Source organism: Kitasatospora sp. NBC_00458, from assembly GCF_036013975.1.
In the GTDB taxonomy this organism is placed as follows: domain Bacteria; phylum Actinomycetota; class Actinomycetes; order Streptomycetales; family Streptomycetaceae; genus Kitasatospora.
Window position 1 is genome coordinate 7,140,460 of record NZ_CP107904.1, and the last position, 19,761, is coordinate 7,160,220.

A 19,761-nucleotide genomic window follows, 5' to 3' on the forward strand; every position below is an offset into this window, starting at 1 on the left:
GCAAGCCGGATGTGGAGGGCTGGGAGCGCGGAAGGCGCCGCATGTCTGATTACATGTGCGCCATGACTGATGTGATGAGCACTCAAGGCCAGTTCCCGGGTGCCGCCGGGGAATCCGAACGGACCCGCAGGCTGCGCAGCCTGGGTCTCAACGAACCGACCGCGGACGAGGCCTTCGACCGCTTCGCCCACCTGGCCGCCAGCATCACCCGCGCCCCCATCGCGATGGTCAACTTCATCAACGACGAGCGCCAGATGTTCCGGGGGCTCTACATTCCGCCAAACTCGGCCGATCTCGCCACCGACGGAGGCTCCTCCTGGGCGGACCGCGGCATCGCCTTCGACCTCCCGACCCGCGAGATGCCGCTGAGCCACGGCTTCTGCCCGCACGTCGTCGCCCAGCGCTCCCCGCTCGCCCTCGACGACATCCTCGCCTACCCCCGGTTCGCCGGTAACCCGGTCGTCGACGAGCTGGGCGTGCGCGCCTACCTCGGCGCCCCGCTCGTCGACGACACCAACACCGTCATCGGCACCGTCTGCGTGCTCGACCGCGAACCCCGCCAGTGGGGCCGCGAACGACTGCGCGACATCCAGCACCTCGCCGAGGCCCTGCTCTCCGAGATCCGGCTGCGCGACAACCTGCTCGCCCAGCAGCAGGAGATGTTCGCGGCCTTCGACGGCTCGCCCTTCCCGATCATGCTCACCGACGGTCCCGGCCAGGAGATCCGCTACGCCAACGCCCAGCACGCCGACATCTTCGGCGCCCCCGCGGCGTACGGCACGGTTGGCCAGGCCTACCCCCAGCTCGGCATCGCCGGCCTCCAGCAGGCGGTGTCCGAGGCCTACCACACCGGCCGCACCACCGTCCTCAACGACGTCCGCATCCAGTCCAGCCGCCCCGAGGCCCAGCGGATCCAGCAGATCTTCAGCTTCACCTGCACCCCGCTGCGCACCGCCCGGACCGGCCAGGTCAACGGTGTGCTCACCGTCGGCATGGACGTCACCGCGCAGTCCCGCACGGAGGAGGAACTGGGCACGCTCGCCGCGCTCCTGGTCGACCGGCTCCAGCAGAACGGCACCGCCCCCGCGGGCCGTCCGGGCCTCGGCGCCGGCGGGACCGGGCTCGTCCTCCCGGGCTGACACCGCTTCCGCACCACCCCCGTGTCGCGCACCACGACCGTGTTCCGCACCACCGCGTTGCGCACCACCGTGGCGGGGCGCCTCTCACCCCCGAGGAGAGGCTCCCCGCCACGGTGCTGTCCGCGGTCGGTCGGTCGGCCGGCGGGCGGGTGGGCCCGGCCGGCGGCGCCCCGGGCCCGGCCGTCCGTTCCCCCGGTGAACCGCCGGGTGAACAGTCGGGGTGGACGGTCGGCATGAGCGGGCGGAGTCAGCCGGCCGAGTGAGCGGGCGGTGTGGACCCGCCCGGGTGAACCGCCCACGGCCGCTCCCGCACCCGCACCCCGCACGGCGTGACCCGGTGGTAGGCATGGGCCGCATGCAGTGGTTCGCCGCCCCCGAGTACTGGCTCAGCAGACTGCTCGTGCAACGGCTGCTGGCCGTCCTCTACCTGACCGGATTCCTCGCCGCCGCCCTCCAGTTCCGCGCCCTGATCGGCGCCGGCGGCATGCTGCCCGTGCCCCGCTTCACCGCCCGGGTCCCGTTCCGGCAGTCACCCGGCCTCTTCCACCTCCACTACAGCGACCGCTTCTTCGCCGCCGTCGCCTGGACCGGCGCCGCGCTCTCGGCCGCCCTCGCCGGCGGACTCGGCGACGCCGTCCCGCTCTGGGGGTCGGTCCTCTGCTGGGCGGCGCTCTGGGCCCTCTACCTCTCGATCGTCAACGTCGGACAGACCTGGTACTCCTTCGGCTGGGAGTCGCTGCTGCTGGAGGCCGGATTCCTCGCCGCCTTCCTCGGCAACGAGGACACCGCCCCGCCCGCCCCCGTGCTCTGGCTGATGCGCTGGCTGGTCTTCCGGGTCGAGTTCGGCGCCGGGCTGATCAAGCTGCGCGGCGACAGCTGCTGGCGGCAGCTCGCCTGCCTCCGCTACCACCACGAGACCCAGCCCATGCCGGGCCCGCTCAGCTGGTTCTTCCACCACCTGCCCGACCCGCTGCACCGCGTCGAGGCGGCGGCCAACCACGTCACCCAGCTCGCCGTCCCCGTCTGCCTCCTCCTCCCGCAGCCCGTCGCCGGCTACGCGGCCTGCGCCGTGGTCGCCACCCAGCTCTGGCTGGTCGCCTCCGGCAACTTCGCCTGGCTCAACTGGCTCACCATCGCCCTCGCCCTCGCCGCCGTCGAACCCGCCCGCCTCGGCCTGCCGGTCCACGACCGTACGTACGGAACCACGCCCGCCTGGTACGAGGCCGTGGTCCTGGCGCTGACCGCCGCCGTCCTCGTCCTCAGCTACTGGCCGGTCCGGAACATGCTCTCCCGCCGCCAGGTGATGAACCGCTCCTTCAACCGCCTCCACCTCGTCAACACCTACGGGGCCTTCGGCAGCGTCAACCGGCTCCGTCAGGAAGTCGTCGTCGAGGGAACCGACGAACCGGCGGTCACCCCGGGCACCGTGTGGAAGGAGTACGGCTTCAAGGGCAAACCCGGCGACGTGCGCCGCCTCCCGCGCCAGTACGCCCCCTACCACCTGCGGCTCGACTGGCTGATGTGGTTCGCCGGCATCTCACCCGCGTACGCCCGGCCCTGGTTCCTGCCGTTCGTCGCCCGGCTGCTGGTCAACGACCCGGACACTCTCCGCCTGCTGCGCCACAACCCCTTCCCGGACGCCCCGCCGACCCACGTCCGGGCGACCCTCCACCTCTACCGGTTCACCGATTGGCGCGAACTCCGGGAAACCGGCGCGTGGTGGCACCGGACCGCGCTCTCCGACTACCTCGCGCCGGTGGACCTCGCCGCCCTCGGCCGCGCCGGGTACCGCCCACCGCTCGGGAGACGGCTCCGCACGGTGCCCCCGGAACGACTCCGACGGCACCCCGGCCCGCCCGACCCGCCGTCGGACCACCCGCCCGGCCGAAGGCCCGACCACCCGCCCGGCCCTCCCGGGTAGCGGCCAGGCGAGCGGTGTGGCACGCCACACCCGACCGAGGGGCGGTGGGTGCGTGCAAGGCTCGAACGGGCACCCGTATTCTTGGCCTCCACAACCGGAAGCCCGACCGCGCACCCCGGGGCCCCACCCGCCGGAGCCCCTCGCGCACCCGGGCAGCCGACCCCCTCGCCGCCAGCCCCGCCGCAGTCGCCCAGAACCGGACCTCACATGACAGTGCTTCACTCGCGCAACGCCGACGCAGCCGACGCCGCAGACGCCAAGGACCACCTGGAGCAGACCCGCGGCCAGGCGGTCACCGCCGACACCGACCTGCGGGAAGAGCTCGGCCGGTACGCCGAACTCGGTGCCTTCACCCTCACCGCCGACACCCACGCCTGGTACGCGGCCGTCGACACCGTCGCCAGCCCCGAGGACGCCCGCGCCGCCTCGACCGTCCTCGCCGAACTGCGCGGCCACGACCTCCAGCAGACCTGGGAGGACGTCACCGCGCTCGCCGAGGACGTGAAGCTCGACGCGCCGGACACCGTCGGCAAGACCGCCGTCCTGGTCGAGATGCTGCAACTCGTCCACCGCACGTCGACCATCCTCACCGGCGCCGCCTACGACGCCGACCTCGGCACCCTCGCCGCCGCCACCGCCGACCGGTCCTGGCGCCGCGAGCGGGGCGTCAAGCTCTCCTGGCTGCGCGCCCGCTCGCTGCGCAAGCAGGCCGCCGCCCTCGCCGCCACCCCCGGCCGCCCCCGCCCGCAGGACCTCCACGAGGCCCTTGCGTCGGCCGAGGTCGAACGCCGCGCCTGGGCCGCCCTCGCACCCGCCGGCACCCTGCCCGTCCCGCCGGCCGACGGCGCGCTGGTGCACCGCACCGCCCAGGCCTTCGAAGCCATCGGCGCCGGCCTGCGCGACCTCGCCCGGCTGCTGCCCGGACACGACCTCGACGCGCTGTCCTTCCCGGACCTCGTCGACCTGGTCGACCGCCTTGCCGCGGACGAGGGCACCCTCTACCGCCTCCCCACCATCCGCACCCTGCGCGCCACCCTGGAGGACGCCGGCCTCGCCGACCTCCTCGCCGAGCTGACGGCCGCCCGCGCCGACCGCCGCGCCGCCGAGGCCGCCTACTCCGCCCGCCAGGCCCTGGCCGGCGGCCAGCGCGACGGCCTCGCGGGGAGCGGCGAGCCGGAGGCCCCGGCCGACGACGAGGCGACCGACGAGGCGACCGGCACCGAGGCCTCGGTCGAGGTCGAGGCCGAGGCCGTCGCCCCGGTTGCTGCCGACGCCGTCGAGACCGACGCCAGCACGGACGCCGACGCCAGCACGGACGCCGACGCCGCCGACGATACTGAGGACACCGAGGACCGGAAGGCCGAGGCCCTCGAAGCCGAGGACGACAAGGCCGAGGTCCTGGAGGCCGAGGAGGCTGACGGCGCGGTAGCCGAGGAGAAGCCGCTCGTCGTCACCCTCCCGGCTCCGTCTCCCGCCGCCGACGACCTGGTGGGAACCAAGCCCGCCGCGCCGGTCGAGGCCGAGGCTGCGGTCGAGCCGGAGGAGGCAGTCACCGAGGTGGTGGTTGCCGAGGAGTCTCCGGCCGTCGAGTCGGTCGTGCCTGTGGTTGAGGCTTCGGTCGAGGAGGTCGTCGCGGTGGCGGAGGAGCCTTCGGCCGTCGAGGCCGAGGTCGAGGTCGTCGAGGCGGCTGAGCTTGTTGTGGCTGAGGCTTCGGCTGTCGAGGCCGTGGCCGAGGTTGAGGTCGAGGTCGCGGTTGTCGAGTCGGTGGAGCCTGTGGTTGAGGCTTCGGTCGAGGAGGTCGTCGCGGTGGCGGAGGAGCCTTCGGCCGCCGTGGCCGAGGTCGAGGTCGTCGAGGCGGCTGAGCTTGTTGTGGCTGAGGCTTCGGCTGTCGAGGCCGTGGCCGAGGTCGAGGTCGCGGTTGTCGAGTCGGTGGAGCCTGTGGTTGAGGCTTCGGTCGAGGAGGTCGTCGCGGTGGCGGACGAGCCTTCGGCCGTCGAGGCCGTGACCGTGGCCGAGGTCGAGGTCGTCGAGGCGGCTGAGCTTGTTGTGGCTGAGGCTTCGGCTGTCGAGGCCGTGGCCGTGGCTGAGGTCGCGGTTGTCGAGTCGGTCGTGCCTGTGGTTGAGGCTTCGGTCGAGGAGGTCGTCGCCGTGGCGGACGAGCCTTCGGCCGTCGAGGCGGCTGAGCCTGTTGCCGAGGCTCCGGTCGAGGAAGACGCCACGGTGGCTGACCCCGAGGCGGCCGTGACTGAAGAGACCGAGCCCGGGACTGAGACCGAGCCGGTGGCTGAGGTGCCGGTCGTCGACGCCGGGCCGGAGCCGGTGGTCGAGGTCGAGTCGTCGGTCGAGGCGGCCGTGACCGAAGAGGCCGAGCCTGAGACCGACGCTGAGCCGGTCGCGGTGGCGGACGTCGTGAGTGACGTCGAGCCCGAGGCGCCCGCCATCGAGGAAGCTGCGGCCGAGGTGCCTGCGGTCGAGGAAGCTGCGGCCGAGGTGCCTGCGCCCGAGGCGGCCACCACGGTTCCGGCGGCGCGGCCGGAGAAGCCGGAGTTCACGCCCGGTCGCCCGGTGACCGCCTACTCCGCCGAGGAGCTGCTCTCGATCGTGCGCTGGATCGACGGGGACGGTGTCGAGCGGAGTGACGAGGAGCTGCTCCGGGCCGCGATGAAGGAGCTGGGCTTCGCCCGCCTCGGACCGCGTATCAAGGAGGCGCTGGGCACCGCCGTCACGGCGGCGCGCGCCTGACCGGATGAGCGGAGGGGCCCGGTGGATGCGGTGTGAACCGCATCCACCGGGCCCCTCCCGCTTCCCGGCCGGGAAGCCGGTGCTGCTGCGGGGCGGGTCAGCCGGCCTTGTTCCAGGGCTGGCTCGCCATCAGCGCCTTCACGTTGGCGACGTAGCCGGGGTTGGGGATGACCAGGCTGCCGGTGGTCGTGCCGGTGGCCGGGTCGGTGACGCTGTTGTAGTGGACGTTTCCGGCGCCCGCGTTGTAGGCGGCGATGACCAGGTCGAGCAGCGGGGTCTTGCCGGTGGCGGGGTCGGGGGAGAGGTCGTACTTCCCGCCGAACGAGGAGTCGCCGTAGTAGGCGATCAGCCAGTCCAGCAACTGGGTGCCGAGCTGCACGTTCCCGTTCAGCGTCTTCGGGTCCGAGGTGGTGCCGAACTTGCCGTTCATCCAGCTCACGGTGGCGGGCATGATCTGCATGGTGCCGATGCCGCCGTCGCAGGCGAGGATGCCGGACTGCCAGCCGCTCTCCTGCCAGGCGACGGCCTTCACCAGGTTGACCGGGAGGGCCGGGAGCTTGTCGGTGCCGCCGCTGCTGAGGAACAGCGTCCGGGGCGTTCCGGCGGCGGTGGTGAGCGCTGCGGAGACGGCTTCCTTGGGCTCGTCGGGCTGCGGCTTGGTCGGCGTGCAGCCGCTCTGCAGGGGCGGGACGTGCGGGGTCGCGGGCGCAGGCGGCGGCGGGGGTGCGACGGGGCCGGGCTTCGCGGTGGGCGCGGGTGCGGCGGCGACGGCGGCTCCTGCGGGCGGCGCTGCGGGGGCCGGTGCGGGCGGGGCCGGCTGGGCGGGCGCGGTCTCGGCGGGCTTGGCGGTGCCGGGCTTGGCGGTGTCGGCGGTCGGGCCGGTGCTCTTCGCGGGTGCGGAACTCTGGCTCGGCTTCGCCGACTTGCTCGCCGTACCGTGCGGCGAGGTGCTGGTGCTCGCGCTCGGCGTCGCGGTGGCGGTCGGGGAGGTGCTCGGCGTGGCGCTGGGCGACGCGCTCGGGGTGGGCACCGGCGTCGCGGAGGGCGAGGTGTCCGTGGTGGCCGCGACCGACAGTGGCGTGGGTGTGCCCCCGGCCTGTTCGTCCGCCTTCTTGGTGCCGCACCCGGCCAGGAGCGCGGTGGACACGGCTGCGGCCGACACGGCCACCAGCACCCTCCGCGAACCTGTTCTGCGCACGGCACTCACGCGTACTGCACTCACGTGCGTCGTCCCCCCGTATGTCATCGGCCGACCCGATGAGAGGCCGACATCGTACGACGGCCGATCACCGGACCCACGACAGGGGTGGGCACCCCGGCGGGCGCCCGGGCAACCGCCCGTTCGCACCCGTAGCCTTCCGTCGCCCGTTCGCCGTCAGGCCGCCCGTCCGGCCCGCTACTGCCGCAGTGTCCTTGCCAGTTGGTCGGCCAGCACCGCCGGTGCCTCGACCAGCGACGGTCCGTACCAGGTGAGGTGGCGACCGCTCACCAGGGCGGCGGGGACGCCGGGGAACGCCTCCGGGCCGTCGTCGGCGGTGAAGCGGTAGGGCTCGTCCGGGAGGACCGCCAGCTCCGGCCCGGCGGCGAGCAGGTCGGGCAGCGGGACGGCCGGGTACCGGTCGGGGTGGTCGGCGTGCAGGAGCCGGACGCCCAGGCGGCCGAGCAGGTCACCGGCGAAGGTGTCGCGGCCGAGCACCATCCAGGGGCGGCGCCAGATCGGCACGACGGCCCGTCGGGGCGGCCCGGACGGCGGCCGGACCGCCGCCCAGGCGGACCCGGCCGCGTCCAGCCAGGCCGGACGGGGCAGGCCGCACCCGAGGGTCAGCAGCCGGTGCAGCGAGTGGAGCGCCTGGTCGAGGGTCCGGATGTCGGTGACCCAGACGGGTAGGCCGGCGGCGCGCAGGGCGTCCAGGTCGGGGCGGCGGTTCTCCTCGTCGTTGGCCAGCACCAGGTCGGGGGCGAGTGCGACGATCCGGGCCACGTCGGGGTTCTTGGTGCCGCCGATCCGGGGGACGGCCAGGTCGGCCGGGTGGCTGCACCAGTCGGTGGCGCCGACCAGCAGACCGGGTGCGGTGGCGGCGAGCGCCTCGGTGAGCGAGGGGACCAGCGACACCACCCGCCGGACCGGGGCCGGTCCGAGCGGGACGGCCAGGCCGAGGTCGTCGAGCGGGTGCACACGGCCCGTCATCCCGTCACCCGTGAGCACGCCACCCGTCGTCCCGTCACCCGTCGTCCCGCCGCCCGCCACCGTGCCACCCGTCACCGTGCCGTCCGTTCCCGTGCCGCCCATCAGTGCACCTCTCGTCCCCGTGCCGCCCACCCGTGCACACCGCCCGCCGCCGTACCGCCCGCCCCGTGCTGCCCGTCCGCGCACCGCGCCCGCCTCCCCCGCCGGCGGGGAAGGGGGCGCGCGAAGGCGCGCGGGGCGGAGCAGGAGGTCACCGCGTCAGCCTAGGGCGTGTCGGCAAGGTCCCGCCGGGGCCGCGCGACTCCGCCGACATGCCCGAGGCGCATCGGAGGACGGCCATTCGGGCAAACTCGCGGGAACCGACCGCGCACCACGGCCGACTACCTGGTCCGGGTTCGTAGGACGGGCCCGAGCACGACCATTGACCAGGAGAGTTCTGATGCGCCCTCGCGTGTTCTGCGGTATCGCGGCCGCCGTTGCCCTGTTCGCCACCGGCTGTTCGAGTGACGGCGGGGGAAGCAGCGACGGTTCGAACGGCGGCGGTGGCGGACAGGCGACCGCCGCCGGCGCGTTCCCGGTCAAGGTCGCCGACTGCGCGGGCAAGGAGACCACGGTCAAGCAGGCCCCGAAGAAGATCGTCACCACCGACGCGGCCGGCCTTGAGATGCTGCTCCAGCTCGGCGCGGGCGACCGGGTCATCGGCACCGGCTTCCCGCCCGGCAAGGGCAGCCTGCCGGCCGACGTCGCCGAGCAGGGCGCCAAGGTCCCGGTGCTCGGCGACACCCTGATCCCCAAGGAGAAGCTGCTCGGCTCCGGCGCCGACCTCTACGTGGACACCTTCGGACCGATGCCGATGATGGGCGCGGCCGGCGCCGGGCCCACCGAGGAGGAGCTCAAGGCCGTCGGCATCCAGCACGTCCTGCTGCTCTCCACCGCCTGTGCCGGCGGCCCCGCCGCCGCCAAGGGCCCGCGCACCGACCTCGCCGAGGTCGAGAACGACGTCCGCCGGCTCGGCGCGGTCACCGGGACCGCCGCCCGCGCCGAGGAACTGGTCGCCGGGATGGAGAAGCAGATCGGCGAGGTGCGCACCGCCACCGCCTCGATTGCCGAAAGCGAACGGCCCGGCTACTTCCTCTTCGACTTCGATGCCGGTACAAAGCAACCGATGGCCGTCTGCAACAAGCAGGTCGCCAACGCGGTGATCACCCTGGCGGGCGCGCGCAACGTGTTCGCCGACTGTGACGCCGACTTCCGGCCGGTCTCCTGGGAGGACGTGGTGGCCAAGAACCCGGACTGGATCCAGCTCGCCGTGCGCAACCGCGGCAGCGAGGAAGCCAACCGGAAGGCCTTCGACGAGGCCGAGGCCTACCTGAAGGGCTTCCCGGCCACCCAGGGCCTGAAGGCCGTCCAGCAGGGCCACTTCCTGCGGATCGGTTCCGAGACCACCACCATCGCCGGGGTGCGCAACGCCGACACCGTCCGGCGGATCGCCGCCACCATCCACCCGACGCTCGTCAAGAACGGGCAGTAGGCCGTGGTCTCGGCCACCGTCGCCGCCCGGCGCAGCAGCGGCCGTACGCTGCGCGCCGGGCCGCTGGCCGCGCTCCTCACCGCCGCCCTCGTCGTCGCGCTGACCGCCGCCGTCTCGCTCGGCTCGGTGGACATCCCGCCCGGCGAGGTCTGGTCCGTGGTCGGCCGCCGGCTCACCGGGCAGAGCCCCGCGCCCGGCACCCGCGACCTCATCGTCTGGCAACTGCGCGTCCCCCGGGCCCTGTTGGCGGCGATGGTCGGAGCGGGCCTCGGCCTGGTCGGCACGGCCGTGCAGGCACTGGTCCGCAACCCGCTCGCCGACCCGTACCTGCTGGGCATCTCCTCCGGCGCCTCCCTCGGCGCCGTCGCGGTGATCGTCCTCGGCACCGGCCTGGGCCTGGAGATGAACCTCGGCGGTGTGGCCGGTCTCACCGTCTCGCTGGCCGCCTTCCTCGGCGCGCTCGGGGCGTTCTCCCTGGTCTGGCTGCTGGCCAGGCGCGGTGGGGGGTTCTCCCCGCTGCGCCTGGTGCTGGCCGGCATCGGCATCGGCCAGTTCCTGACCGGCCTCACCAGCTACCTGGTGCTGCAGACCGGCGACGAGCAGCAGACCCGGGGCGTGCTGTTCTGGCTGATGGGCAGTCTGGGCGGCGCCACCTGGGGACAACTCGCCGTCCCCGCGATCGCCGTGGCCCTCGGGCTGGCCCTGCTCCAGGGCCGCGCCCGGGGGCTCAACGCGTTGCTGATGGGTGACGAGACCGCGGCCGGCCTCGGGGTCGACGTGGTCCGGCTGCGCCGCGAGATCTTCGCCGTCACCAGCGTCCTCACCGGTGTCCTGGTCGCGGTCTCCGGCGCGATCGGCTTCGTCGGTCTGATGGTCCCGCACGTCTGCCGCCTCCTGCTCGGCGGCGACCACCGACGGCTGCTGCCGCTCTCCGCGCTCACCGGCGCGGTGCTGCTGGTCGTCGTGGACCTCCTCGCCCGGACCGCGCTGGACGGCCAGGAGGTGCCGATCGGCGTGGTCACCGCCCTGCTCGGCGCGCCCACCCTGCTCTACCTGCTGGACCGACGACTGGAGCGGAATTGAGAATCGCGGTCGAGGACCTGAGCGTCACCCTGGCGGGGCGGACGGTGGTCTCCGGCGTCCACCTGGTCGCCAAGGAGGGCGAGATCGCCGGCCTGGTCGGTCCCAACGGCAGTGGCAAGTCCAGTCTGCTGCGCACCGTCTACCGGCACCTGAAGCCGAGCGCGGGGCGGGTGCTGCTCGCGGGGCGGGAGCTGTCCGGGCTGACCCCGGCGCAGTCCGCCCGGCACATCGGCGCCCTGCCCCAGGAGCGCGGCGGCGACTTCGAGCTGACCGTCCGCGAGGTGGTGGCGATGGGCCGCACCCCGTACAAGAAGGCGTTCGCCGGGGACGACGCCGAGGACCACCGGCTGGTCGACGAGGCGCTGCACCGGGTCGGGATGGCCGACGCGGACCACCGCCGGTTCGCCCAGCTCTCCGGCGGTGAGCGCCAGCGCGTCCTGCTGGCGAGGGCGCTGGCCCAGCAGCCGGACGTCCTGGTGCTGGACGAGCCGACCAACCACCTGGACGTCCGGCACCAGGTCGAACTGCTCGCGCTGCTGCGCGAGCAGCGCCGTACCACGCTGGTCGCGCTGCACGACCTGAACGCCGCGGCCTCGGTCTGCGACCGGCTGCACGTGCTGCACCGCGGCACCCTGGTGGCTTCCGGGACGCCGCGGGACGTGCTGACCGCCGAGCTGCTCGCCGAGGTGTTCGGCGTGCGGGCGGCGGTGGTGGAGCACCCGCTCACCGGCGACCCGTTGATCGCCTTCGACCACCGCACTCCGGCCGCGGCACCGGGCGGACTCCGCGGACCGGGCGGACTGCACGGATTCGGCGGGACGGACCGCACGGACCGCGCGGGCGGGGGAGCGGACCGTCCCGGCGCGGGCACGGTGCCGGTGCACCCGGACGACAGGGCCCCGGTCGCGGCGTTACCCCTGGTCGGAGCGGGGACGAAGCGGGAGACGGGGCCCGGCGCGAAGCGGGAGCCGGTTCCGGGAGCGGTCCCGGAACCGGCTCCGAGGCCGGACCTGGAGCCGGGGCCGGCGACGCTGCCGGCCCCGGCCGAGCCTCAGGAGGTCTCGTAGTGGCTGGGCCGGCCGTTGCGCTCGACCAGGCGGCCGACCTTCTCGGCCTCCTCGCTGCGCTTCAGCTCCCAGCCGCCGTCCGGGCGGTGGAGCACCGAGGAGTGCCACGGGGTCATCCACACGTCGGAGTGCTCCAGCAGCCGGATGCCGAACTTCAGCACGCCGGCCTTCTGCGGGTGGATGGAGAGCCGGAACGACCGGGGGTGCTGCTCGGCGATCAGGTCGCCCCAGGCGCGGCTGCGCTGGATGACGCCGTAGGCGCGCGCACGGCAGTCGCGCTGCAGCGCCGACTTGGTGCCCTCGAAGCCGAAGGTGTCCTCGGTGAGGAACCGGGTGATCCCGCGGTAGAGCTTGGCGGTCTCCTCGTCGGTGAGGATCTGCTCGCGCAGCTCCTCCTTGGTGGGCGCGTACTTCTCGTGCACCCGGGCGCGCTTCTCGTCGAAGGGCAGGTCGCCCAGGACGGCCCGCAGGTCGAAGGTGGCGAGGTGGGAGAGGCCCTCGCGCTCGATCATCGCGGTCAGCTCGTCCGAGTACTCGTCGATGTGGTCGTCGGGGACGTGGATCAGGTCGCCGAAGATGTGCCCGTCGGAGCAGATCAGGATCTGGGCGCCGGGCTCGTAGAGCTTGCCGATCTGCTCGCAGAGGCCGTTGAGGAAGGTGAGCGAGAGCCGCTCGCCCTCGTCGGGCAGGTGGCCGAGCACCTTGGCCAGGTTGGGCGACTTGCACGGGAAGCCGGGCAGGGTGAACAGGATCGGGTCACCGGCGGTGATGAAGTCCGCCAGCTGCTCCAGTTGGAGCGGGAAGTCGTCGGGCGTGGTGTCGATCTCCGGGTCGGAGGCGCGGCGGTGCGGCAGCAGCAGGTCGACGATCTCGGCGGAGATGCGGGCGACGGTCTGCGGGTCCGGCGCGGTGTACCCGGAGCCTTCGTTGCCGGGCTGGGCGTTGCTGGGCTGCGAGTTGCTGGTGACGGTGCCGGCGGGCGGCATGCTGGTCCTCCACGGAACGGGGTACGGGCTTCGGGCAGGCGGAGCCACGCCCCGGCGACGGTCGCCGGGACGCTGTGGTGGATGCCGAACGGTGCTGGGACGAACCGGTCAGGCGCGCTTGTCGTAGGCGACCGGGAGCCGGTTCACCCCACGGGCCAGGACGGCGGGCACCCAGGCGAGCGAGTCGATCTCCTCGCCGTCGGCGGCCGACGGCCGGAGCCCGGGCAGACGGGTGAGCAACGTGCCGATGGCGATCTGGAGTTCGGCCCGGGCCAGGGCTGCGCCGGGGCAGAAGTGGATACCGTGGCCGAACGAGAGGTGGGCGTTGGGGGAGCGGTCGAAGTCCAGGACGTCGGCGTCCGGGAACTGCTCCTCGTCACGGTTGGCGGCGTTGAGCGAGACGATCACCGAGTCGCCGCCCGGGACGGTGGTCCCGTGCAGGTCGCTGTCCTCGGCGAAGAAGCGCCAGGTGGTGAGTTCGAACGCGCCGTCGTAGCGCAGGAGTTCCTCGATGGCGCGGGTGAGCAGCCGCGGATCGGCGGCTTCGTCGCCGGCCTCCGCGGTGAGTGCGGCCCGCAGCCGGTCGAGCTGCTCCGGGTGGCGCAGCAGGGTGATCAGCATGGTGGTGATCTGGTTGGTGACCGGCTCCTGGCCGGCGACCAGCAGCTGGAACACCATCGAGTCGAGCTCCTCGGGGCTCAACTCGCCGGCGTCGCAGGCGGTGACGAGCCGACCGAGCAGGTCCACCTCGGGCCCGGCGGGGTCGTAGGTCGCCCGCTTGTGCGCGACCACGTCGGCGATGTAGCCCTGCAGGCCGCGCAGTCGGCCCTCGTACGCCGGTCGGCCCGGGTCCTGCGGGCCGACCGGTTGCACCACCTTGCCCCAGTCGCGGTCGAAGCGGACGGCCAGCTCCTGCGGGAGGCCGATCACCTCGGCCAGTACGCGGAACGGGTAGTGGGCCGCGAAGCCCGCCACCAGGTCGGCGCCGCCGGTCGGTGCGGTCTCCGGCAGTTCGTCGACCAGGGCGTCGGCCAGCTCCTGGATGCGCGGGCGCAGCGACTCCACCCGGCGCGGTGAGAAGGCGTCCAGGACGAGCCGGCGCATCGTGGTGTGCTTCGGCGGGTCCTGGTGGAGCAGGTGCACCTGGAGCTGCGAGTGCTGGGGCTCCGGCATGATCGAGGCGAGCCGGCGCCACTCCTCGTTGCCGAGGTCGTGGTTCTTGCCGAACCTGGGGTCGTTGAGCGCCTCGTGCGCGGCCTTGTAGCCGGTCACCAGCCAGGCGCCCACACCGCTCGGGAACTTCACCCGGTGGACGGGTCCGGCGGCGCGCATCCGCCGGTACAGCGGATAGGGGTCGGCCTTGTACTCCGGCCCGTACAGCGGGACCGGGTCGGGGAGTTCGTCGTAGCCGAACGGGCAGCGCGGCGCGTCGGCGGCGGGTGCCGTCGACGTCGCCTCTGCCGAGCCGTTCGGGCCGGCCGAGGCCGGGTCGTGGACGGTGTCGGTCATGCGGGTGTTTCCTCCGGTCGGGATCTGTGGTGCGCAGGAGGAGGTGTGACGAAAAGTCACACTCTGCTGCGGATCGTCCGGTTGGTGCTGGTGCTGCTGGTGGTGCTGTCACCGCCGGTGGCACCGGCGGCGCGATTGGTGCGGTGGTGCAGGGTCAGGAGGACGACGGCGAGGACGGCGACGAGTCCGGCGAGGGTGAGCCCGGCCCGGATGCCGGCGACCTCGGTGGCGCCGTAGAGCGTGGCGGCGGTGCCGAGCGCCGGGCCGAGGGCGAACCCGAGGCTGCGGGCGAGCTGGACGGCCGAGCCGGCGGTGGCCATCTGCTCCCGGGGGGCGGAGCTCATCACCAGGGCCTGGATCGGCCCGCCGTTGAGGCCCATGCCGACTCCGGCCAGTGCGAGCCGCCAGGCGATGTCGGCCGAGGACCAGTCGGTGTCCACCGGGACGAGCAGGAGCAGGCCGAAGGCGGTCACGCCGGCTCCCGTGAGCGCGGTGGGGCGGGCGCCCCAGCGGTCGGCGAGCCGCCCGCCGAACCGGCCGGCCACCACCATGCCGAGCGGGAACGCCAGCATGGTGAGCGCGGTCGTGGTGGCGCTGGCCCCGTCGTCGCGGCGCAGGTACTGGGCGAGCAGGTAGTGGTTGGCGGCGAACCCGGCGGCCAGGGCCAGCACCGAGCCGTTCACGGCGACGGTGCGGGAGGCCCGCAGGACGGCCGCGACCGGCTTCCCGCCGGGCCGGCGCAGCCAGAACAGCGTCAGCGGCGCGGCGGGCAGGAGGAGCAGCAGCCAGAGCGGGGCGTCCGGCGCGAGGGTGAGGCCGAGCAGGACGGCGGCCACCGCGAAGCCGATCAGCGCGGCGTCGCCCAGCGAGCCGCGGTCGGGCAGTCGCAGCCGCCCGCCGCGCGGGGCGTCGCGCCGGGTGATCAGCCAGGCGGCCAGGCAGATCGGCAGCTTGACCAGGAAGATCGCCCGCCAGCCGACGTGGTCCAGCAGCAGGCCGCCGATCACCGGCCCGGTGACGGCGCCGAGCGGGCCGAGGGTGGCGGGCACGCTCATCGCGCGCCCGCGCAGCTCGGGCCGGACGGCGGTGGCCGCCAGGACCGGCATCAGGACGAACAGCACCGCGCCGAAGGCGCCCTGGGCCAGTCGGGCGGCGATCAGCCAGCTCGCCCACGGCGCGGCGGCGGCCAGTGCGCTGCACAGGGCGAAGCAGCCGACCGAGAAGAGCAGCGCCGAGCGGATGCCGACCTGGTCCAGCCACCGGCCGGCCGGCAGCAGCAGGGCCACCAGGGGGAGCTGGTAGCCGAGCACGGCCCACTGGGCGGTGGTGGAGGAGACGTCGAGGGCGTCGGCGATGTCGGTGAGCGCGAGGTTGACGACGTTCATGTCGAGCATCGCGACGAACGAGATCAGCCCGGCGGCCACGACCAGGCTCCACCGGTCCTCCGACCGCGCCGGGTCGTCACCCGCCTTGCTGGTGGCGGGCGACTGCTGCGCTGCCATGGGTCATCCTCCGTCCGTTCCCCGTGCCGTCCGGACACCACCTCGGCGGCGGCGTCCGGTACAGCAGTCGGAGGCACACGAGGGTGAGTTCCGAACAGGTGGGGGATTTTTATGACTTGGCCGGATCATGACGATCGTGGCCGATCCTGTCCGCCGGCACAGGGGCGGAGGGGCCGTCCGGGCCGGTGCGGGGGAGCGGAGGGGACGGAGCAGCGCGGGACGGGGCCGGGCGGGGCGGGAGGGTGCGGGACGGGCGCAGGGGGTGCGGACGCGCCGGAGGGCGGCGTGCGGCGGGGGGTTCCGCCGTACGCCGCCCTCCGGAGGCGAGGTCGTTCTGCCGGGTGCGGCCCGGGTCAGCAGGCGGCGGCCAGCTCGGCCGACGCTCCCTGGGGTGCGTCGCCGCTCTCGGCCGCCCGGAGACGGGCTATCAGCTCCTCCCGGGCGCGGGCGACCCGGGAGCGGACGGTGCCGACCGGGCAGCCGGCCACCTCGGCGGCCTCCGCGTAGCTGAGTCCGACCACCTGGGTCAGCACGAAGGCCTCCCGCCGCTGCTCGGGCACCCGGTCCAGCAGGTCGCCGAGCGCCACGCCGTCCTCGAAGCCGGCGGCGGGCGGGGTGCCCTGCCGCTCGGCGGCCTCCTGCCAGTCCGGCAGCGCGGCGCAGCGCGGCCTGGCGGCGGCGGTGCGGTAGCGGTCGATGACCGTCCGGCGGGCGATCGACAGCAGCCAGGTGCGGGCCGAGGAGCGTCCGGCGAACCCGGGCAGGCTGCGCAGGGCCCGGAGGAAGGTCTCCTGGGCGAGGTCGTCGGCGGACTGTACGTCGGTGAGGTGGGCGACGAACCGCCAGACGTCCCGCTGGGTGGCCCGGACGAACGCCTCGACGTCGGCGGAGCGGCCCTCCCGGGCGGCCAGGGCGAGCGCGGTCAGCTGTTCGTCATCCACGGCGGCCTCCTACCCGGGAGGTCGCACTTCGGAGGGGGTGCGGGACGATGGTCACATGAGATGCGCGCAACTCCGTACGGCTCTGTCCGCCCGCCTCGACGGCGAGCCGGCCGGTGTGCCGGACCGCCGGCTGGACAAGCACGTCGCGCGCTGCGCGGCCTGCCGGGAGTGGCTGGAGCGGGCGGAGCGGCTGCGCGGCACGCCGGCGGCGGACGGGGCCGACGGGCCCCCGGAGGACTGGTCGGTGAAGCTCCTCGGCCGGCTCGCGGCGGAGCGGGACGAGGAGGGGTCGGGTCGTCCCGGGCAGGGGGACGACGGGCGGACGCGGTAGGACGGTGGCGCCGGGCGAAGCCGGTGCGCCGTCGTAGTCAGGCATGGAAGGTCCTGAGGGGAAGACAGGGGAGGCGCCGCTGCGGGCGGCACCCTCGGCGTCGGTGGGCCGGTCGTGCCGCCCCGCCCCGTCGGAACGGCGGAGCGGCGGCACGTGCGGACCGGGCCCTGGCGGCACGGCGGCACCGGCGGCACCCGGGAGTAGCGGTACTCGGGAGTGCGCGGGGTCCGGCGGCGCGACGCAGGGCGACCTGCCCACCGCGCACCCGGGCGTCGGCGGTGTCCGGGAGGGTCGGCGGGCGCGTCAGGAGGCGGACGCGAGGGACGGCGGGCCGCGCCGGACCAGGGCGTGCGACAGCAGCACCAGGCGGGGCGGCCGGGTCCGGTGGCCGGCGGGTCTCGGCGCGACCGGCGGCCGGAAGCCGACCGGACAGCCGAACAGCGCCAGCAGCGGCACCAGCAGCGCCCCCGCCAGCACCGAGCCCAGGTCGCCGAGCAGTTCGAACAGTCTCGCCAGCGCCGCCTCGCCGCGCCAGAGCAGCAGCGCACAGGCCAGCGCGGCGAGCACGTGGGCGGCGATCATGCCGGGCGACATGCCGTGCGCGGCCATGTCGTGCGCCGCCGCCCCGTGGGCCGCCACCCCGGGCTCCGGCGCCGCGGCGCCGGCCAGCGCGGACGGGTCGCCCGCGCCGGACACCGAGCCGTGGGCGTGGTGCACGGCGGCCGCCGCCGGGGCGGCCGGCGGCACCGCGGGGTCGAGACCGGCCATCCGGGCCAGGTCGTCCGGGGAGAGGCCGGTCGGAGCGGCCTCCGGGTTGCAGAGCAGCAGCGAGGCCCAGTCGGTCCCGGCCAGCCGGCCGAGCCCGCCGCCCCCGGCGAGGGCACCGGCCTGTTCGAACGTCAGGTGCAGCGCGGTCTGCGCGGCCACCATCCAGACGCTGATCAGCCCGAGCCCGCGCCGCCGCCCGGCCAGCAGCCAGGTGACGCCGAGGGTGAGACCGAAGGCGCCCGCCAGTACCGGCGGGGAGACCCCGGCGCCGGCCATGGCGACGTGCGCCGTGGCGGCCAGCGCCACGCAGAGCGCGGCGAAGACCACGGCGCGCAGCGAGCGGATCCGGTCGGTCATCACGATGACACTCATCGTCGCACCCGCCTCCCCCGGCCAGTACCGCGCCCTCCGCTATTGGCCGGTTCCGCCCCCGTCCCGGTACGTCCGGCCACCTCGGGCGCCGTCCGTCCGGGCAAGCCGTTCGGGCGACCACCACCCTCCGGGAGCGGCGGGAACGGTGGGGTGGACGGGGATCCTGCGGTGGCCGGTTCACGACGGTGCGGGCGTCCCTGTTGCGACGTCTGCACCTGAATATCCGTTAGTCATGCCACCAGGACGGTTTGACAGCTTCACTTCCGGTACGTACTAGATGTGACCCTGCGATGTGACCCCGGACACACGGGGTGCGAGAGGGGCAGTGAGGACAGGCATGAGCACCGCCGCCACACCCGACGCCGATGCCGCATGTGAGGACGCCGGCCCGGCGGGCCCCGCCGTCCCCGCCGATCTCGCCGACCCCGCGTTCTGGCGGCTGCCCGCCCCCGACCGCGCCGCCGCCTTCGCGGACCTGCGCCGCCTCCCCGCCCCGGCCCGCTTCGGCGACGACACCGCCGGCCGCCGCCCCGGCCGCGGCTTCCACGCCCTCGTCCGGCACGCCGACGTCGTCGAGGCCAGCCGCACCCCCGCCGTCTTCCTCAGCGGCCCCGGCGTCACCACCCCCGAACCGGCGGGCTGGGTCCGGATGCTGTTCGGCGACTCCATGGTCAACCTGGACGACCCGCGCCACGCCCAGCTGCGCCGCATCGTCTCCCGGGCCTTCACCCCGCGGCTGATCTCCCGGGTCGAGGACGACATCCGACGGGTCGCCACCGACCTGGTCGACCGGGTGGAGCGGGAGCGGCCCGAGGACTTCGTCACCTCGGTCGCCGCCGAACTCCCCTTCCAGGTGATCTGCAACATGATGGGCATCCCCGAGGAGCCCCGCCGCGCCATCCTCGACCAGGTCAACCACGCCTCCGAGCACACCGGCGTGGCCCGCCCGCTGCGCGCCAGGCTCCGGATGCCCGGGCGCGGCCTGCTGGCGCTGGCCCGGATGCAGCGGATGGTCGCGGACCTCGGCCGCGAGCGCCGGCGCCGTCCCGCCGACGACCTCGTCACCGCGCTGGTCACCGCCGACGTCGACGGCCGCCGCCTGACCGGCCGCGAACTCGGGGCCTTCTTCTCCCTGCTGCTCGTCGCCGGGGTCGAGACCACCCGCAACGCCCTCGCCCACGGACTCCACCTGCTCACCGTCCACCCGGAGCAACGCGCCCTGCTCCTCGGCGACCTCGACGGCCGCCTCGGCGGCGCGGTGGACGAGATCGTCCGGCACGCCACGCCGATCATCCAGTTCCGCCGCACCCTGGCCGTCGACCACCGGCTCGGCGGTCCGGACGGCCCGCTGCTGCGCGCCGGGGACAAGGCGGTGCTCTACTTCGGCTCCGCCAACCGCGACGAGACCGTCTTCACCGACCCGGACGCCTTCGACATCACCCGCAGCCCCAACCCGCACCTCGGCTTCGGCGGCGGCGGGCCGCACTACTGCCTCGGCGCGCACCTCGCCCGGCAGGAGATGAAGGTGCTCTACCGCGAGCTGTTCACCCGCCTGCCCGAGGTCCGCTCGGTCGGCGGGCCGGACCTGATCCCGTCCAGCTTCGACCACCGCGTCCGGTCGCTGCGGTTCACCTTCTGAGCGCCGCCCGGGGCCGGTCGCCGCCCGGCGCCGTGTGCCCGT

The 19,761-nt window shown here is 74.4% G+C and carries 14 protein-coding genes and 1 pseudogene; 8 read left to right on the plus strand and 7 right to left on the minus strand.

Going from position 1 to position 19,761, the window contains the following annotated elements; translation table 11 throughout:
- Positions 1–62 precede the first annotated feature (62 nt).
- The 3 genes from OG550_RS29075 (at position 63) to OG550_RS29085 (ending at position 5,802) form a co-directional block, all read left to right on the plus strand.
- Positions 63–1,139 carry a GAF domain-containing protein gene (locus tag OG550_RS29075; RefSeq protein ID WP_327682488.1) on the plus strand — a complete coding sequence of 359 codons (1,077 nt, stop codon included), beginning with the start codon at positions 63–65 and terminating at the stop codon, positions 1,137–1,139.
- A gap of 355 nt (positions 1,140–1,494) precedes the next feature.
- Positions 1,495–3,060 (plus strand): lipase maturation factor family protein, encoded by a 1,566-nt coding sequence (locus OG550_RS29080; protein ID WP_327684223.1) that lies wholly within the window; start codon positions 1,495–1,497, stop codon positions 3,058–3,060.
- A gap of 207 nt (positions 3,061–3,267) precedes the next feature.
- Entirely contained in the window at positions 3,268–5,802 is a 2,535-nt protein-coding gene (locus OG550_RS29085) for a hypothetical protein (RefSeq protein ID WP_327682490.1), read from the plus strand.
- Positions 5,803–5,899: 97 nt separating this feature from the next.
- Here OG550_RS29085 and OG550_RS29090 read toward each other — a convergent pair whose 3' ends face one another.
- A complete protein-coding gene (locus tag OG550_RS29090) occupies positions 5,900–6,964 on the minus strand; it encodes a lytic transglycosylase domain-containing protein (RefSeq protein ID WP_327682492.1) in 1,065 nt (354 codons plus the stop codon).
- A 234-nt stretch (positions 6,965–7,198) separates the two neighbouring features.
- A complete protein-coding gene (locus OG550_RS29095; protein WP_327684225.1) occupies positions 7,199–7,990 on the minus strand; it encodes a helical backbone metal receptor in 792 nt (263 codons plus the stop codon).
- A 439-nt stretch (positions 7,991–8,429) separates the two neighbouring features.
- Between OG550_RS29095 and OG550_RS29100 the strand changes: the two genes are divergently transcribed.
- The 3 genes and pseudogenes from OG550_RS29100 to OG550_RS29110 all read left to right on the plus strand — a co-directional run.
- Positions 8,430–9,521 (plus strand): ABC transporter substrate-binding protein, encoded by a 1,092-nt coding sequence (locus tag OG550_RS29100; protein WP_327682494.1) that lies wholly within the window; start codon positions 8,430–8,432, stop codon positions 9,519–9,521.
- Positions 9,522–9,524: 3 nt separating this feature from the next.
- Complete coding sequence (locus tag OG550_RS29105; protein WP_327682496.1) at positions 9,525–10,604, plus strand: FecCD family ABC transporter permease; 1,080 nt, start codon at positions 9,525–9,527, stop codon at positions 10,602–10,604.
- Positions 10,601–11,380, plus strand: a pseudogene (locus tag OG550_RS29110) (ABC transporter ATP-binding protein); the annotation flags it as partial. The gene OG550_RS29105 and the pseudogene OG550_RS29110, both read left to right, overlap by 4 nt.
- Before the next feature lie 275 nt (positions 11,381–11,655).
- Here OG550_RS29110 and OG550_RS29115 read toward each other — a convergent pair.
- The 4 genes from OG550_RS29115 to OG550_RS29130 all read right to left on the minus strand — a co-directional run bounded on the left by OG550_RS29115 (position 11,656) and on the right by OG550_RS29130 (position 16,609).
- A complete protein-coding gene (locus OG550_RS29115; RefSeq protein WP_327682497.1) occupies positions 11,656–12,657 on the minus strand; it encodes an isocyanide synthase family protein in 1,002 nt (333 codons plus the stop codon).
- A 108-nt stretch (positions 12,658–12,765) separates the two neighbouring features.
- Positions 12,766–14,166: a cytochrome P450 family protein gene (locus tag OG550_RS29120; RefSeq protein ID WP_327682499.1), complete on the minus strand. Its 1,401-nt coding sequence runs from the start codon at positions 14,164–14,166 to the stop codon at positions 12,766–12,768.
- 56 nt (positions 14,167–14,222) lie between these two features.
- Positions 14,223–15,668, minus strand: coding sequence for an MFS transporter (locus tag OG550_RS29125; protein WP_327682501.1), 1,446 nt, complete (start codon positions 15,666–15,668; stop codon positions 14,223–14,225).
- Between the two features lie 353 nt (positions 15,669–16,021).
- Complete coding sequence (locus tag OG550_RS29130) at positions 16,022–16,609, minus strand: sigma-70 family RNA polymerase sigma factor (protein WP_327682503.1); 588 nt, start codon at positions 16,607–16,609, stop codon at positions 16,022–16,024.
- Positions 16,610–16,664: 55 nt separating this feature from the next.
- Here OG550_RS29130 and OG550_RS29135 point away from each other — a divergent pair, with 55 nt between their 5' ends.
- Positions 16,665–16,940, plus strand: coding sequence for a zf-HC2 domain-containing protein (locus tag OG550_RS29135; RefSeq protein ID WP_327682505.1), 276 nt, complete (start codon positions 16,665–16,667; stop codon positions 16,938–16,940).
- 303 nt (positions 16,941–17,243) lie between these two features.
- Here OG550_RS29135 and OG550_RS29140 read toward each other — a convergent pair whose 3' ends face one another.
- On the minus strand, positions 17,244–18,080 hold the full coding sequence (locus OG550_RS29140; RefSeq protein ID WP_327682507.1) for a hypothetical protein: 837 nt from the start codon (positions 18,078–18,080) through the stop codon (positions 17,244–17,246).
- A 337-nt stretch (positions 18,081–18,417) separates the two neighbouring features.
- Between OG550_RS29140 and OG550_RS29145 the strand changes: the two genes are divergently transcribed.
- Entirely contained in the window at positions 18,418–19,719 is a 1,302-nt protein-coding gene (locus OG550_RS29145; RefSeq protein ID WP_327682509.1) for a cytochrome P450, read from the plus strand.
- Positions 19,720–19,761: the final 42 nt, after the last annotated feature.